This is a genomic window from Gammaproteobacteria bacterium (genome assembly GCA_035501935.1).
Classification (GTDB): Bacteria; Pseudomonadota; Gammaproteobacteria; order JAJPIJ01; family JAJPIJ01; genus JAJPIJ01.
Genome location: DATJVC010000025.1, coordinates 1 through 13,811, shown reverse-complemented (window position 1 = coordinate 13,811; position 13,811 = coordinate 1). Strand labels below are relative to the sequence as shown.

Here is a 13,811-nt window from a genome sequence, read left to right as displayed (position 1 = left end):
TGTATTACCATGACGGCGGGAGATGATATGGAACGGCAATTCACGCCAGTCGGTATTGCGGTGTTGACAGTATCGGATACCCGCACGGAGGAAACCGACAAATCCGGCGGGCTGCTGGTGGAGCGCCTGCAACGCACGGGCCATCAATTGCGTGACAAGCGCATTGTTCCGGACGATGTCCACCGCATCCGCGCGGCGGTGTCGGAATGGATCGCGCGCAAGGAAATTGACGTCGTGCTGATTACCGGCGGCACCGGGCTCACCGGCCGCGACGGCACGCCGGAAGCGGTGCGACCGTTGCTGGACAAGATCATCGAAGGTTTCGGTGAATTATTCCGCGTCCTGTCGTTTGCGGAGATCAAGACCTCGGCCTTGCAATCCCGCGCCCTGGCAGGGGTGGCCAATGGCACTTATGTCTTTAGCCTGCCAGGGTCGCCGGGCGCCTGCGCGCTGGCTTGGGACAAGCTCATAGGCGAACAGCTGGATTACCGCAACCGCCCATGCAATCTGGTGGAACTCATGCCCCGCCTGCAGGAAAAAAAATGAGGGAATAACGTGTTTGTATTGCTGAAAACATCGGGGCTGCTGATCCTGTCAAACATATTCATGACCTTTGCCTGGTATGCCCACCTGCGCAATCTGGCCGATCGGCCTTGGTATCTGGCCGCGCTGGCAAGCTGGGGGCTGGCCTTGTTTGAATATCTTTTCCAGGTGCCCGCCAATCGCATCGGCTATACGGCATTGTCCCTGTCCCAGCTCAAGATTTTGCAGGAGATCATCACGCTCACCGTGTTTGTTCCCTTCGCGCTGTTGTACATGCAGCAGCCGCTGAAACTGGATTATGTGTGGGCGGCGTTGTGCATGGTGGGTGCGGCCTATTTCATTTTCCGCTGACCGGCGGGTCGTCGATCTCGAAGTAGAGCAGCAGGGTTCGCTGTATGGCGCTGTTGTTGTCGTCGCTCACCATGAAATACCGGTTGCCCTGGTGATGGGCAAGTCCCTCAAAGTTGTCGATCTGGAATCCGTCGGTGTTGCTGAAGCGGGCAACGTCCTCCACCGTCAGGAGGCCGCCCTCCGGGTGTTCCTCCAGACGAACGCGGCGTACGGCGAATATGATGGGCATGAAGAAATTCTTGTAACGGCGCTCCAGAATCAGCACTTCGTTTTTCGGTGTGACGGCCATGCCAACGATATCGCTGTCTTCGGCGTCAATGGGCTCGAATTGCCACTGGCGCCCGGATTGCGCATACAAACTCATCAGGCCCGGCGAATCAATCTTCAGGGGCTTTTGTGGCGCCGTCAGCAGGCCAAAGGTGGGATGCAAGGCCACTGCCTCCAGTTCCGCATTCTTGCCCTCATAATTGCGTCCATCGCTCAGCACCTCGGGCAGCGATTCCCCGCCCAGCCAGGTACCATCGGGACGGTAACGCTCCAGGCGCGGGACGCCTTCAAACGAAATCACCAGTTCGCTGTCGCCGCGCTTGCCGTTTTGCGCATTGCGTATGGCCAGATCCTCCGCGTCCGCCATGCCGCGCTTGAGTTTGTGACCGCGCCCGTCAAGCAGCGGATAGGCGTGCAGGAACTCCGCGCCGACGAGCACGCCGTCCTTGAACTGCGGGCGTAAATGCACAAGATGACCCTTGTCGGAAACGGCATAAAGCAATTGCTCGTCCTCATCCCAGGCCAGTCCGGATAATTCATTGGCGGGCAGGCCATCCACCGGCGTATTGGACAAACGCAACATACCCATCGGACGAACGTGCATGTAATGGCCGCCGGTTTTTATTTTTTGCGAAAATTCCACTGGCGTGCCAATGGGCTCGGCGGTGCAGGGTGTCGCGAAACACATTCCAGTCAGCAGGCAGGCGGCCAGTCGAAGCCGTGGTAGCACGGGAGGCATGGGCATGAATTGGCGGATTAACGTAGGCGGGCGGCTGTGCTAGGCTTGAAACAATGCGAAGCCCATTATACGTGTTCGGTGCCGCGATGCTGCTCGGCGCGGTGAATGCGCAGGCGGAATTCTACGTCTGGCGCGATGCGCATGGAGTCAAGCAAATCAGTAATGTCCCGCCACGATGCTTCCGCGGTCAGACCATAGCCCCGCATTGCAGTTCCATTTCCCAGCCGCTGGCCGACCCCGAACAGGTGGCCGCACTGAATCAAAACCAGCTCCGTCACGATCTGGTGCGGCGTGACGCCGATCACGCCCGGTCGGTACAGGAGGCGCGTGAAGCCGCGGCCGAGGAAGCCCGCGCCAGGCTGATGACGCAGCAAGCTGAAGTAGACCGGCAAAACCGCATCAAGGAATTACACCGGGAGCTTGACGATATCAAGGATGCAGCTTCCGTGGCCGCCCTGCGCGGCGATCAAATCACCGTGGAAATGTTGCGTCGTATCGATACCCTGCTTGACGAGTTGCACGCGCTGGAAGGCACGGCCGCCCCGTTGCCACCGAGACGGGCCTATTGATGTGACGGGCAGGGTCTGGCTGGGCGTGGGCGCCGCCGCGGCGCTGACGGCGATCCTGTTCGACGCTTACGCTGAACATATTCTTCGACAGCGCATGGCAGCGGAAATACTGGCACACTTGGAGTTGGCCGCGCATTACCAGTTTATGCATGCCCTGGCTCTCGTTGCCGTGGGGACCAGGCGGGCGGTGAACGGTCGATGGTATACCGCGGCGTGCGGTTGCTGGGGGACGGGCATGCTGCTCTTCGGCGGCGGGCTGTATGTTTCATACTTACTGGCGGTGAATTTGCGTCCGATCATTCCGCTGGGTGGGGTGGCATACATGGCAGGCTGGCTGTGCCTGATGATTGCCGCATGGCGCGCTGAATAGTTGAGAATCATTCCTGAAGTTTACAGTCCAATGGAAATGACGAGGTTCTGGGGCTCCCGCATGCCGGTAACTGAGCATATTGGAGAAAACGTCGCTGCCATGCTGTTGGGTATGGCACTGGCCACGACGGCGCACGCCGAAACTTTCCGGTTGCCGCGCAACGGCGACAACGTGGTGGGCAGCACCAACCTCACCACATTGTCCGCCAATGATTCGGTCATTGATCTGTACATGCTCTACGATCAAGGTTACGACGAGATGCGCATGGCCAATCCGAAGGTCAACCCGTTCGCCATGATCAAGGACGGTACGGAACTCCTGATCCCGAGCCAGTACGTATTGCCGGACACGCCACACGAAGGCATCGTCATCAATGTCGCCGAGATGCGGCTGTACTACTATCCCAAACCCAAAAAAAACGAACCGCAGGTGGTCATTACTCATCCCATCAGCATCGGCCGTGAAAACTGGACCACCCCATATGGGGTAACCAAGGTCATCGCCAAGATTAAAGATCCGGCATGGGTGCCGCCGAAATCCATACGTGAGGAGCATCTGCGTGAGTACGACGAGGTGCTGCCGGCGGTGGTCAAGCCCGGTCCCGACAATCCCATGGGGCAATTCGCGCTAAAGCTGGGGATCCCCGGCTATTACATTCACGGTACCGATGAGGAAAAGGAAGAGGGTATAGGCATGCGGGTGACGCACGGTTGCATCCGTCTATACCCCAAGGACATCGCCACCCTGTTTGCACAGGTCGATAAAGGCACGCCGGTGCGAATCGTCAATCAACCCTACAAGGTGGGGTGGCTGGAGGGTGGTCTCTATCTGGAAGCCCACCCGCGCCTGGAAGAAGACCCGGCCGCCCGCGCCGATCAGTATGAACAGGCGGTGGATACCCTCACCGCCACAGTGCGCAAACGTCGGGTGGAGATCAATTGGATACAGGTCCGCAGTGCCATTGATACCAGGAATGGCGTACCCGTGATGATTGGAAGGTCGGTTGCCAGCGAGCCCGATCCTTCACTCAAGGCGGATGTGCAGAAGACACCGCCGTCATCAAATCAGGCCGTTCAGACCGGCGCTGTCTGGTGATTATTACAAATCGTTCGAGATGGGCGGTTACAAAACAAAAATCCCCGGTGCCTTGCGGCTACCGGGGATCGAATTATGAACAAGTAAGACTGTAACGGCTGCTTACTTGTGCATCTTCTTTTTGAACATCTCCTCATCACGTGCCGTGTTGGCGTCGCAGCAGGCTTGCGCTGCATTCGCCGCCGCTTTGGCTGAATCAGCGGCAAGTTGCGCGGCACTGGCGGCAGAGGCGGCGGCATCAGCCGTCGACTTGGCTGCACGGGCCTCGCTCAGCGCGCTGTTGGCGGTGTTCTTGACGGCATCGAACTCTTCCCTCGTGATGTTCGCGCAGCCGGAAGCCATCGCCATGATGAAAGCCAGAGCAGAGATTTTCACCACTTTCTTCATGAGTAGTCTCCTAATTTCCGTAGTTTAAGGGCCCTTAAGGTCAGTCCGACCTTAGAAGTGCATGATGACCCATTTCGCCGGAATTCGCAACGATTTTTTTAATTGTCATACAGGGTTACAAACTTGGTGGCGCGATGCCATCGACTGCACAGCTCTGACAACATGGCCGCGGTGGCGCCCCAGATCCTATGTTGCCGATATTGCAAGGCGAGGGTGGGGTGCGAGCGTCCGTGACAACTGGCGGCGGACTGAACTTGATAATGATCAGAATCCATGAGATAGGCCAGCGGCACCGGAAAAATCTCGGCCACCTCATCGGGATTGGGGGTGAATGCGGTGCCGGCGGGCAGGAGGCCGACAATGGGGGTCACTGCGTAGCCAGTAGTGATGCTGCGCGTGGTCAGCCGGCCTACCGGCGACACCCGGCTGGGATCGAGTCCGATTTCCTCGCGTGCTTCGCGCAGGGCGGCGGCCAGCGGACTATTGTCGTGGGCTTCGATTTGGCCGCCCGGAAAACTGATCTGGCCGCCGTGACGGATCAAGTGTTCAGCGCGCCGTGTGAATAAAATTTGCGGTTCCTTATCCGTAATGATCGGGATCAGCACGGCAGCGGGAACCTCCGCTTCCAAAACGCCATCGCCGTAATGACCATGGCCCAACACCAGCGGCTCCAGACAGGTCAGCAGACGGGCCTTCAAAACACCGGGTTCCATGATCAGCCGTTCATGGCCAGCGCGGCCGCTCACGCGGACTGATCTTGGCGCGCTTTTCGACATGCTCTTGAACAAAGTGATGCAACGCGCTTTCCAGACTTTCAACCTGCTTGATGTCGCAATAATCATCCAGGCTGCTGATTACCGTGTCGATCTTGGCCCCACCGGCAATATCATAGGTGTCGGGCGTGAAGGCGTTGTAGGCGGTCAGGTAGCCGGTGACATATGATTTTATTTTCTCCAGTTCCGGACCGGTGGCGGCACGCGCCTTGTTGTAGTTGTGACAGGAAAGATTGCCGTCACCCCAGACGGCATAGGCTTCCTTGGAGTCCGCGGCCATGACAGGTTCGAAAATCAGAACCGCGAGTGCGAACAACGCCATTTTCATTCTTGCCTTTATCACTGTATTTTCCTCCAACGAAAATATTATTGCGCAGTATCTCAGAGCCACGGCCGGATGGGAAAGTTTCGGCCACACTGTCAAATCAGCGCGCGTATCCCTTGCGCCAGCCGGCGTATACCGGCGACGGCGGCTTCCGGCCGCAACGCGCCATAAGAAACGCGCAGATAACATCCGGTGGAAAAACCGAAGGCGTGCCCCGGCAACACCGCCACTTTATGTTCATGAATCAATTTTTCCACCATGGTCATGGGTGGCATCTCCGTCTCCAGGCGCAAAAAAAGGTAAAAGGCCCCGGGAGAATCCGAGATGCGGCAACCCGGCGACAACGTTTGCAGTTCCTGCCGCACGGCTTTGCGCACGCTGGAGAGCGTGGCAAGATGCCGTTCTCGATATGCCGGCGATGTTTCCAACGCCGCGACTGCGGCATGCTGCGCGATTCGGGTGGCGCAAATGAGATTGGTGTCCTGTGTTTTCAACACGGCGTCAAAGAGGTGTTCGGGGATCACCATGTAGCCGATGCGCCAGCCGGCAAAACCATAACTTTTCGATAACGAGTACAGCGAAATGGTATGAGAGGTGGAATCCGGGATCGCGCCTGCAGAAATATGCCGGACGCCGTCATAGGTGAAATGCTCATAAGCTTCGTCGCTGATGTGATAAAGCGCATGTTCAGCGCACAGGCGGTTGACCGCTTCCAGCGTCGCCTGTGAATACACGGCGCCGGTCGGATTGTTGGGAGAGATGGTAACAATGGCGCGAGTACGCGAACCGATGGCCGCGCGCAGGGCATCCAGTCGTGGCTGATAGTTTTCATCCGTCGCGACCGAAACCGGCACGCAGTTCAGCATGCGCACCGCCATTTCATGATTGAAGTAATACGGCGACGGCAGGATGATCTCGTCGCCCGGATCGGTCACGGCGAAGAGTGCGTTGAGAAAGCCCATGTTGGCGCCAGCCGTGACGACGACACACCGCCTGGAGTCCGGCGTTATTTGAATGCCATTTTCACGCCGCAACTTTTCACTGATGGCATTCAGCAATTGCTCTTCACCCTGCACCGGGCCGTACTGGTGCCGCCCGCCCGCTTCCATGAATGTCTGTACCGCGCGCAGGGCCTCGTCGGGAGGATCGTAATACACCACACCCTGGGCCAGCGAGATGGTGTCCGCCGTCCGCCGCACCATCTCGCCGACCACGGCAACGATGGGTGCCTGCACCGCGTGCAGACGGCGGCTGGCTTGAAGGCGTGCTGCATCATTCATGCGCCGGCGTTTGGGACAGATCGGGATAGTGAATGGCGGTGATCTCCAGTTCAACGTTGCCCAGCGGACGTTCCCACAGCACAACGTCGCCCGCCTTGCGCCCCAAAAGTGATCGCGCCAGAGGCGAAACCCAGCTGATGCATCCCCTTGGCGCGCAGGTTTCCTCCTCGCCCACGATGGTGAAGGTGTGGGAGCGGTTTTCTTCATCGATCACGGTTACCGCCGCGCCGAAGCGCACGTCGTCATGCGCCTGTAGGTGTGTGTCGATTACAATGGCGCTTTGCAGGGCATGTTCCAGATAACGCAATTCGCGTTCGAGTTGCTTCAATTCATTCGCCGCCGTCATATCGGCATCCTTGGTTTTGACCAACTGATCACGACGGTCCCGCAAATTCTGGACTTTCTCGGCGAGCCGGCGGGCGCCGCCGGGCGTCATGTAATTGGGATGCGGGCTCGGCGCGCGCTCCGGCAATTCGTCGCCTGCGGCATCGCCGTCCGGTTCCTTGACAAAGGCGCGGCTCATGGGGTGAAAATCAACGGGAAAGACTGGGCCTGCCGCGCGGCAGGCTATTGGAAACTCAACAGCCGATGCTTCTGTTTGAACTGCGCCTTGAGAAATTCCATCTGGTCGGCCAGGATGCGCCGGTTGCTGAGTGCGAGAAACTCGGCCCAATTGGGCACGTAAGGCACGGCGAGCAATGTGGTCTTGGACTCCTCCGGCAGACGGTTGCCCTTGCGGGCGTTGCAACTTTTGCAGGCAGCCACCACGTTTGACCAGCAATCGCGCCCGCCGCGCGACAGCGGAATGACGTGGTCGCGGGTCAAATGGCCTTCGGGGAATTCATCGCCGCAGTACATGCACAGATGGCCGTCGCGCAGGAACAATTCCTTGTTGCTGAGCGGGGGAATTCCGCGCCGCACGTAGTGCGTCGTGTCCGAACGTTTAATGGCGATGATGGAATTGATCGAGACCACGGAGCGCTGGCCGGTGAGTCGGGAGACGCCGCCGCGGTAGGTGAAAACGCTTTCACCCGTGGACCATGCGATCATGTCCCGGCTGTAGAGGCAGACCGCGTCCTGCCACGGCACCCAGGTGATGGGAATTCCGGAGACATCCAGCCGCAATATCAAGGGTGAGGACATATTCTTTCGCGTTTTTTCACCGGTTTTGACCGTAACAAGCCGGTTCACGTTCATTTTGTATGCGATTAACCCGCTAAAATCAAGTCGTAAGCCGGTGATGGAGGGGGAATTATGGAATCGATGAAGCGGTTGCTGGGAATCATGGCGCGCTTGCGCGATCCGGAGAAGGGCTGTCCCTGGGACCGGGCGCAGGACTTCAAAAGCATCGTGCCGCACACCCTCGAGGAGGCCTATGAGGTGGCGGATGTCATTGAACAGGAACGCTTTGACGCCTTGCGCGGTGAACTCGGGGATCTCCTGTTCCAGGTGGTGTTTTACGCCCAGCTGGCCGCCGAGCGCGGCTGGTTCGACTTTGAAGACGTGGCTCGGGCCATCGCCGACAAGCTGACCACGCGCCACCCGCATGTCTTCGGAGAAACGCCGGCCGGCACGGCTGCCGAGTTGTCCCGGCAGTGGGAGCAGCACAAGGAACAGGAACGCCGGCAGTCGCAACAAAATACCGGTGTCCTTGATGGCATCGCCGCGGCATTGCCGGCCATGAGCCGCGCGGTCAAGCTGCAAAAACGCGCCGCGCGCGTCGGTTTCGACTGGAACGAACCCGCGCCCGTGCTGGCCAAGGTTCGCGAGGAATTGGGGGAAGTCGAGCATGCACTGAACGATGCGCCTGAGCGAAAAACCGCTGAAATCGGCGATCTGCTTTTCGCCTGCGTCAATCTTGCGCGTCACACCGGCGTGGAACCGGAGCAGGCACTGCGCGGCGCGAACGCCCGCTTTGAGCGGCGATTCCGCTACCTCGAGGAAAAATTACGCGAACAGGGCAAAGTGCCCGCGGATGCCAGTCTGTCTGAAATGGACGCCCTCTGGGAACAAGCCAAACAGCAGGAGCGGCCGTAACGAGGCGCCGTTCTTATTTCCTGGCGTCCTTGTCGCACTCGATCATGGCGTAGGCGGAGTGGTTGTGAATCGATTCGAAATTCTCCGATTCCACGGTGTAGGCCGCAATGCGATCATCGGCATTCAATTGCACGGCCACGTCGCGGACCATGTCCTCCACGAATCTGGGATTGTCATAGGCGCGTTCCGTGACATATTTTTCGTCCGGCCGCTTGAGCAGGCCGTACAGTTCGCAGGAGGCGGCCTTCTCGACAATATCGATTAATTCCTCAATCCAGACAAAATCGCGGATGCGCACGTTGACGGTAACGTGCGAACGTTGATTGTGCGCGCCGTAGTCGGAAATGCTTTTTGAACACGGGCACAGGGAGGTCACGGGCACGACAACCTTGACGCCCGTGCTCATCACCCCGTTGTTGATTTCACCGGAAAAGGTGACTTCGTAATCCAGCAGGCTCTTGACGCCGGAGACCGGCGCGGCCTTGGTGACGAAGTAGGGGAAGACCATCTCCACGTGCCCCTTGCGGGCCTCCAGCACGTCGGCGGTCTCCTTTACCATGCGCATGAAGGACTCCACGGAGATTTCGTACTCGTGCTTGTTGAGAATCTCCACAAAGCGCGACATGTGGGTACCCTTGAATTTTTCGCACAGGCCGACATACATGTTGAACCGGGCGACGGTGTGCTGTTCGCGCCCGGCGCGATCCTTGACCACCACCGGATGGCGTATGTCCTTGATGCCGACGCGATCGATCGGGAGATGGCGGGTGTCCGCGCTGGCCTGCGTGTCGGGTAATTCCTTGTAGATGGTCGTCGGCTTGTTCATGAAGAGCTCCTTGGGTGCATTGAGTGGCGCTGCAGGCTCCGGGCCGATGTCAGCGCCGATGGATTAGTCCTGATTTTAGGCAGTTTGGTTCTGTAAGGCCAGCAATTTGTGCGCGCCCCGGGCGATGCTATTTTTCGCGCCGCACGATGTAGTCCGCCAGTTCCCGCAACAGCTTTCCGGCTTCCCCAAACTCATTCATGGCTTGCACGGCCTGTTGATGAAATTGTTCGGCGGTTCGTTTCGCGCCTTCCAGACCCAGCAGATTGGGATAGGTCGGTTTGTTGCGCGCGGAATCGGAGCCTTGCGGCTTGCCGATGGTTTCAGTCGCGCCTTCGACGTCGAGGACGTCGTCCCGCACCTGGAACGCCAGACCGATGGCGCGGGCATAGACATCCAATTGTTGCAATTGATCCGTGCTCACCCCGGCACAGCTCAGCGCGCCCAGGCGCACGCTGGCGCGGATGAGCGCGCCGGTCTTGTGCAGGTGCATATTTTCCAATTCGTTCAAGGTCAACTGGTGACCGACTGCATCGAGATCCAAGGCCTGGCCGCCGCACATGCCGAGCGAGCCGCTGGCCTCGGCGAGCGTTTCGAGCATGGCCAGCCGCTGCGTCGCGCTTGGATTTTGTTGGCCGCCGCGCGAGAGGATGTGAAAGGCCAGCGTCTGCAGGGCGTCGCCGACGAGTATGGCCATGGCATCGCCATAAACCCTGTGGCAGGTGGGGCGGCCGCGGCGCAGATCGTCGTTGTCCATCGCCGGCAGGTCGTCATGAACCAACGAATAGGCGTGAATCAATTCAACGGCGGCGGCGGGCGCGTCCAGTATTTCCGGCGCGACGCCCAGCGCCGTGCCGGTGAGGTAGACCAGCAATGGGCGCACGCGCTTGCCGCCGCCCAGGACGGAATATCGCATGGCTTCATGCAATCGTTGCGGGGGGACGCTGGCGGCCGGCAGCCAGGATTCCAGCGCCGCCTCACTGCGGGCCTGAAAGATCCGCATGGCTTCTTGCAGATCGGTCATTGCCTACTCGGCTTCCGGCTCGAAGGGCTGCAATTCCTCCTGGCCGTTTTTCTGGGTAAGAATTTTGACCTTTTGTTCGGCCTCCGCCAGCGCCTTCTGGCAGGTCCGGGTCAAGGCGATACCGCGTTCGAAGTCCTTAAGCGATTGTTCCAATGATGATTCCCCGGCCTCCAGCCGCGCCACCACTTCCTCCAGTTCCTTAAGCGATTTTTCAAAGTCGATGTTTTCACGTTTTTTGTTCATGGGCGTGGCACGATAATTAAAGAAGTGGCAAACGTTAGCCTAGAGCGGGTGGCAGGGTCAATTTCATCTTGAATTTATTGACAGTTCCAAAACGGCGCACTAGACTGCCATGAGGATTAGACATAGTCTAATTAACGGATTTTGGCACCACATAAATATGTTTGGAGGAAAGTACCATGGCAAATCTGAAGGGCAGCAAAACAGAGGGCAATTTGAAGGCGGCATTTGCAGGCGAATCCCAGGCTAACCGCCGTTATTTGTATTTCGCGCAAAAAGCGGATGTCGAAGGGTACAACGATGTCTCCGCCGTATTCCGCTCCACCGCGGAAGGCGAGACCGGCCACGCGCACGGCCATCTGGAATATCTGGAACAGGTGGGCGATCCGGCCACCGGTCTTCCCATTGGCTCCACTTCCAACAATCTCAAGGCTGCGATTGCCGGTGAGACGCATGAATACACCGACATGTATCCGGGCATGGCCAAGACCGCGCGCACCGAGGGTTTTGGCGAAATCGCCGATTGGTTCGAAACGCTGGCCAAGGCCGAGCGCTCCCACGCCAACCGTTTTCAGAAAGCGCTGGACAGCATCGGTTAAGCTGCAACCGATGTTGATTTCAATGACAGAGCCGGGTACATCCCGGCTCTGTAGTTTTATGCGAATGCATAACGGGAAAATTCTGCATGACCGGTGAGGGTTCACGCGAAGGAAGCCTCTCGGCGCCCATCCGCCATACCGTGCCGTGGAAAACGCCGGAGTTCTACAACGAACCCGCGCTGGTCAAGGAACTGGAACGCGTCTACGACATCTGCCACGGTTGTCGTCGTTGCGTCAGTCTGTGCCAGGCCTTCCCGACGCTGTTCGATCTGGTGGACAACTCGTCCACCATGGAGGTCGACGGCGTCGCCAAATCAGATTACGGCAAGGTCGTGGAGCACTGTTATCTCTGCGACCTCTGCTACATGACCAAGTGTCCTTACGTACCGCCGCACGAATGGAACGTGGATTTCCCTCAACTCATGTTGCGCGCCAAGGCGCAGAACTTCAAAAAAGGCAAGAGCCGCTTTCGCGATCGCCTGCTGACTTCAACGGATCTGGTGGGCAATCTTGCCGGCATTCCCGTCGTGGCAGAAATCGTCAACGCAGCGAACAGGGCCAAACCGGTACGCAAGTTGCTGGACAAGGCGCTGGGCATTCATCCTGATGCCTCCATTCCGAAATATCACAGCAAGAGCGCGCGCAAGCGCTGGCGGCAAGGCCCACCAATTCAGGCCGGGCCGGCGGGACAGACGCGCGGCAAGGTCGCGGTCTTCGTCACTTGTTATGGCAATCGCAATCTCCCGCAGATGGTGGAGGACATGACCACCGTGTTCCGGCATAACGACCTGACGGTGGACTTGGTGCCGCAGGAAAAATGTTGCGGGATGCCCAAGCTGGAATTGGGCGATCTGGAAACCGTGGAGCAACTCAAGAATGCCAACATCCCGGTTCTGGCGCGCATGGTGGAGCAGGGCTGCGACATCATCGCACCGGTGCCGTCCTGCGTGCTCATGTTCAAGAAGGAACTGCCACTTTTGTTTCCGGACGAACCGGCGGTGCGCAAGGTCAGCGAAGCAATGTACGATCCGTTCGAATATCTGGTTTTGCGTCACAAGGCGGGAAAATTCAAGACTGGCTTCAAACAGTCATTAGGCAAGGTGGTGTACCACGTGCCCTGTCATCAGCGCGTGCAGAACATCGGCCTCAAGACGCGCGATGTGCTAAAACTGGTGCCCGGCACGGAGATCGAAGTGGTGGAGCGTTGCTCCGGCCACGACGGCACCTACGCGGTCAAGAGCGAATGCCATGAATACGCCGTGAAAATTTGCCGGCCCATCGTCGGCAAAGTCCAACAGTCGGAGTGCGATCACTATTTCAGCGACTGTCCCATGGCGGGCGTGCAGATTGAAAGCGGTCTCAAAAACGGCAAATCCGCCGAAACCCCCTTTGCATTACTCCGGCTGGCTTACGGGATTTGAATCCGTATGAATAAACTCACGCGCGCGGACTTGTGGTCGCTGGAGGAATACAGCACGCGCCGGCCGGCCTTCCGCCAGCAGGTGATCACGCACAAGAAAGATCGGCAAGTAGCGCTGAGCGATCACGTCAGGTTGTATTTTGAAGATCGCCTGACCATCCAGTATCAAATTCAGGAAATGCTGCGCATCGAGCGCATCTTCGAGGCCACTGAGATCCAGGCCGAACTGGATGCCTACAACCCGTTGGTCCCGGACGGTGGCAATCTCAAGGCCACCTTCATGATCGAATACGAGGATGAAAATGAGCGCAAGCAGGCGCTGGCCAAACTCATTAGCATCGAGCACAAGGTATGGGCGCAGGTTGAAGGTCATGACAAAGTCTGGGCCATCGCCGATGAAGACATGGACCGCACGCGCGGCGAGGAGAAGACCTCCTCGGTGCATTTCCTGCGCTTCGAATTCACGCCCGCGATGATTGCTGCCGCGAAACAGGGTGCAACGCTTAGTTTCGGCTCGGATCACCCGCAAGCCAGTTTAACTACTCAAGCGTCAGAAGCCGTGCGCGCCTCGCTCGTCCGAGACTTCGCCTGATGTTCTCCAAAGTCAGAACCGTAGGCGGCAATCTCGAGGGTTGGCTGTAAACCACGCCCAAACTCTACAGTGGATCGAGTAGTGAGCAAACAACCAAAGGAGTAAACCATGACAACCGAAACAAAGTGCCCATTCAACCACATCGCTGGCGTCGGCCGGACGAACCGCGATTGGTGGCCAAACCAGCTGCGGCTGGAGTTGCTGCACCAGCATTCCTCGAAGTCCGACCCGATGGGCGGGGGCTTCGACTACGCGAAGGAATTCAAGAGCCTCGACTACAAGGCGCTGAAGAAGGATCTGGTCAAGCTGATGACCGACTCGCAGGACTGGTGGCCGGCGGACTTCGGCCATTACGGGCCGCAGTTCATCCGCATGGC

At 58.4% G+C, this 13,811-nt stretch carries 20 protein-coding genes; 10 read left to right on the top strand and 10 right to left on the bottom strand.

The window, feature by feature from the left end:
- Positions 1–27: 27 nt before the first annotated feature.
- Together moaB and VMH34_06675 are read left to right on the top strand one after the other, a co-directional pair.
- The gene (gene moaB, locus VMH34_06680) at positions 28–546 is read left to right on the top strand and encodes a molybdenum cofactor biosynthesis protein B (protein HTT08460.1); all 519 of its coding nucleotides are present in this window, start codon (positions 28–30) and stop codon (positions 544–546) included.
- Positions 547–606: 60 nt separating this feature from the next.
- Positions 607–894 carry a DMT family protein gene (locus tag VMH34_06675; GenBank protein HTT08459.1) on the top strand — a complete coding sequence of 96 codons (288 nt, stop codon included), beginning with the start codon at positions 607–609 and terminating at the stop codon, positions 892–894.
- Here the strand turns inward: VMH34_06675 and VMH34_06670 are convergent.
- On the bottom strand, positions 881–1,906 hold the full coding sequence (locus VMH34_06670; GenBank protein HTT08458.1) for an esterase-like activity of phytase family protein: 1,026 nt from the start codon (positions 1,904–1,906) through the stop codon (positions 881–883). The genes VMH34_06675 and VMH34_06670 overlap by 14 nt on opposite strands.
- 47 nt (positions 1,907–1,953) lie before the next feature.
- Between VMH34_06670 and VMH34_06665 the strand changes: the two genes are divergently transcribed.
- The 3 genes from VMH34_06665 to VMH34_06655 all read left to right on the top strand — a co-directional run bounded on the left by VMH34_06665 (position 1,954) and on the right by VMH34_06655 (position 3,934).
- Positions 1,954–2,469 (top strand): DUF4124 domain-containing protein, encoded by a 516-nt coding sequence (locus tag VMH34_06665; GenBank protein HTT08457.1) that lies wholly within the window; start codon positions 1,954–1,956, stop codon positions 2,467–2,469.
- Between the two features lies 1 nt (position 2,470).
- Positions 2,471–2,839, top strand: a complete 369-nt coding sequence (locus VMH34_06660) for a DUF423 domain-containing protein (GenBank protein HTT08456.1) — start codon at positions 2,471–2,473, stop codon at positions 2,837–2,839.
- Between the two features lie 99 nt (positions 2,840–2,938).
- On the top strand, positions 2,939–3,934 hold the full coding sequence (locus VMH34_06655; protein ID HTT08455.1) for a L,D-transpeptidase family protein: 996 nt from the start codon (positions 2,939–2,941) through the stop codon (positions 3,932–3,934).
- A gap of 102 nt (positions 3,935–4,036) precedes the next feature.
- Here VMH34_06655 and VMH34_06650 read toward each other — a convergent pair whose 3' ends face one another.
- The 6 genes from VMH34_06650 to VMH34_06625 all read right to left on the bottom strand — a co-directional run bounded on the left by VMH34_06650 (position 4,037) and on the right by VMH34_06625 (position 7,842).
- On the bottom strand, positions 4,037–4,321 hold the full coding sequence (locus VMH34_06650; protein ID HTT08454.1) for an Lpp/OprI family alanine-zipper lipoprotein: 285 nt from the start codon (positions 4,319–4,321) through the stop codon (positions 4,037–4,039).
- A gap of 98 nt (positions 4,322–4,419) precedes the next feature.
- Entirely contained in the window at positions 4,420–5,067 is a 648-nt protein-coding gene (locus tag VMH34_06645) for a CoA pyrophosphatase (protein ID HTT08453.1), read from the bottom strand.
- Positions 5,045–5,437, bottom strand: coding sequence for a hypothetical protein (locus tag VMH34_06640; protein ID HTT08452.1), 393 nt, complete (start codon positions 5,435–5,437; stop codon positions 5,045–5,047). The genes VMH34_06645 and VMH34_06640 overlap by 23 nt, the downstream gene beginning before the upstream one ends.
- 77 nt (positions 5,438–5,514) lie before the next feature.
- Positions 5,515–6,699 (bottom strand): pyridoxal phosphate-dependent aminotransferase, encoded by a 1,185-nt coding sequence (locus VMH34_06635; protein ID HTT08451.1) that lies wholly within the window; start codon positions 6,697–6,699, stop codon positions 5,515–5,517.
- Entirely contained in the window at positions 6,692–7,222 is a 531-nt protein-coding gene (locus VMH34_06630; GenBank protein ID HTT08450.1) for a GreA/GreB family elongation factor, read from the bottom strand. Before VMH34_06630 ends, VMH34_06635 begins: the two co-directional genes overlap by 8 nt.
- 44 nt (positions 7,223–7,266) lie before the next feature.
- Positions 7,267–7,842, bottom strand: coding sequence for an HNH endonuclease (locus tag VMH34_06625; protein ID HTT08449.1), 576 nt, complete (start codon positions 7,840–7,842; stop codon positions 7,267–7,269).
- 111 nt (positions 7,843–7,953) lie between these two features.
- On the opposite strand from VMH34_06625, the gene mazG reads away from it, so the two are divergent.
- Positions 7,954–8,736, top strand: a complete 783-nt coding sequence (gene mazG / locus VMH34_06620) for a nucleoside triphosphate pyrophosphohydrolase (protein HTT08448.1) — start codon at positions 7,954–7,956, stop codon at positions 8,734–8,736.
- Positions 8,737–8,749: 13 nt separating this feature from the next.
- Here the strand turns inward: mazG and folE2 are convergent, their stop codons facing one another.
- The 3 genes from folE2 to VMH34_06605 all read right to left on the bottom strand — a co-directional run bounded on the left by folE2 (position 8,750) and on the right by VMH34_06605 (position 10,826).
- Positions 8,750–9,562 (bottom strand): GTP cyclohydrolase FolE2, encoded by an 813-nt coding sequence (folE2, locus tag VMH34_06615; GenBank protein HTT08447.1) that lies wholly within the window; start codon positions 9,560–9,562, stop codon positions 8,750–8,752.
- Positions 9,563–9,689: 127 nt separating this feature from the next.
- Positions 9,690–10,583, bottom strand: a complete 894-nt coding sequence (locus VMH34_06610) for a farnesyl diphosphate synthase (protein HTT08446.1) — start codon at positions 10,581–10,583, stop codon at positions 9,690–9,692.
- Between the two features lie 3 nt (positions 10,584–10,586).
- Positions 10,587–10,826: an exodeoxyribonuclease VII small subunit gene (locus VMH34_06605; protein HTT08445.1), complete on the bottom strand. Its 240-nt coding sequence runs from the start codon at positions 10,824–10,826 to the stop codon at positions 10,587–10,589.
- A 176-nt stretch (positions 10,827–11,002) separates the two neighbouring features.
- Here VMH34_06605 and VMH34_06600 point away from each other — a divergent pair, with 176 nt between their 5' ends.
- From VMH34_06600 to VMH34_06585, 4 genes are all read left to right on the top strand, one after another.
- Positions 11,003–11,422, top strand: coding sequence for a rubrerythrin family protein (locus VMH34_06600; GenBank protein ID HTT08444.1), 420 nt, complete (start codon positions 11,003–11,005; stop codon positions 11,420–11,422).
- A gap of 86 nt (positions 11,423–11,508) precedes the next feature.
- Entirely contained in the window at positions 11,509–12,843 is a 1,335-nt protein-coding gene (locus VMH34_06595; GenBank protein HTT08443.1) for a heterodisulfide reductase-related iron-sulfur binding cluster, read from the top strand.
- A gap of 6 nt (positions 12,844–12,849) precedes the next feature.
- A complete protein-coding gene (locus VMH34_06590) occupies positions 12,850–13,434 on the top strand; it encodes a DUF3501 family protein (GenBank protein HTT08442.1) in 585 nt (194 codons plus the stop codon).
- Positions 13,435–13,542: 108 nt separating this feature from the next.
- Positions 13,543–13,811: catalase-peroxidase (locus tag VMH34_06585; protein HTT08441.1), on the top strand; the 269-nt coding region annotated here is incomplete at its 3' end.

Bases quoted from the DNA above. Each gene is read 5' to 3' on its own strand.
- VMH34_06600 (HTT08444.1), top strand. From the start codon at position 11,003: ATGGCAAATCTGAAGGGCAGCAAAACAGAGGGCAATTTGAAGGCGGCA.
- VMH34_06665 (HTT08457.1), top strand. From the start codon at position 1,954: ATGCGAAGCCCATTATACGTGTTCGGTGCCGCGATGCTGCTCGGCGCG.
- VMH34_06605 (HTT08445.1), bottom strand. From the start codon at position 10,826: ATGAACAAAAAACGTGAAAACATCGACTTTGAAAAATCGCTTAAGGAA.
- VMH34_06590 (HTT08442.1), top strand. From the start codon at position 12,850: ATGAATAAACTCACGCGCGCGGACTTGTGGTCGCTGGAGGAATACAGC.
- VMH34_06655 (HTT08455.1), top strand. From the start codon at position 2,939: ATGCTGTTGGGTATGGCACTGGCCACGACGGCGCACGCCGAAACTTTC.
- VMH34_06675 (HTT08459.1), top strand. From the start codon at position 607: ATGACCTTTGCCTGGTATGCCCACCTGCGCAATCTGGCCGATCGGCCT.
- moaB (HTT08460.1), top strand. From the start codon at position 28: ATGGAACGGCAATTCACGCCAGTCGGTATTGCGGTGTTGACAGTATCG.
- VMH34_06595 (HTT08443.1), top strand. From the start codon at position 11,509: ATGACCGGTGAGGGTTCACGCGAAGGAAGCCTCTCGGCGCCCATCCGC.
- folE2 (HTT08447.1), bottom strand. From the start codon at position 9,562: ATGAACAAGCCGACGACCATCTACAAGGAATTACCCGACACGCAGGCC.
- mazG (HTT08448.1), top strand. From the start codon at position 7,954: ATGGAATCGATGAAGCGGTTGCTGGGAATCATGGCGCGCTTGCGCGAT.
- VMH34_06670 (HTT08458.1), bottom strand. From the start codon at position 1,906: ATGCCCATGCCTCCCGTGCTACCACGGCTTCGACTGGCCGCCTGCCTG.
- VMH34_06625 (HTT08449.1), bottom strand. From the start codon at position 7,842: ATGTCCTCACCCTTGATATTGCGGCTGGATGTCTCCGGAATTCCCATC.
- VMH34_06650 (HTT08454.1), bottom strand. From the start codon at position 4,321: ATGAAGAAAGTGGTGAAAATCTCTGCTCTGGCTTTCATCATGGCGATG.
- VMH34_06635 (HTT08451.1), bottom strand. From the start codon at position 6,699: ATGAATGATGCAGCACGCCTTCAAGCCAGCCGCCGTCTGCACGCGGTG.
- VMH34_06610 (HTT08446.1), bottom strand. From the start codon at position 10,583: ATGACCGATCTGCAAGAAGCCATGCGGATCTTTCAGGCCCGCAGTGAG.
- VMH34_06630 (HTT08450.1), bottom strand. From the start codon at position 7,222: ATGAGCCGCGCCTTTGTCAAGGAACCGGACGGCGATGCCGCAGGCGAC.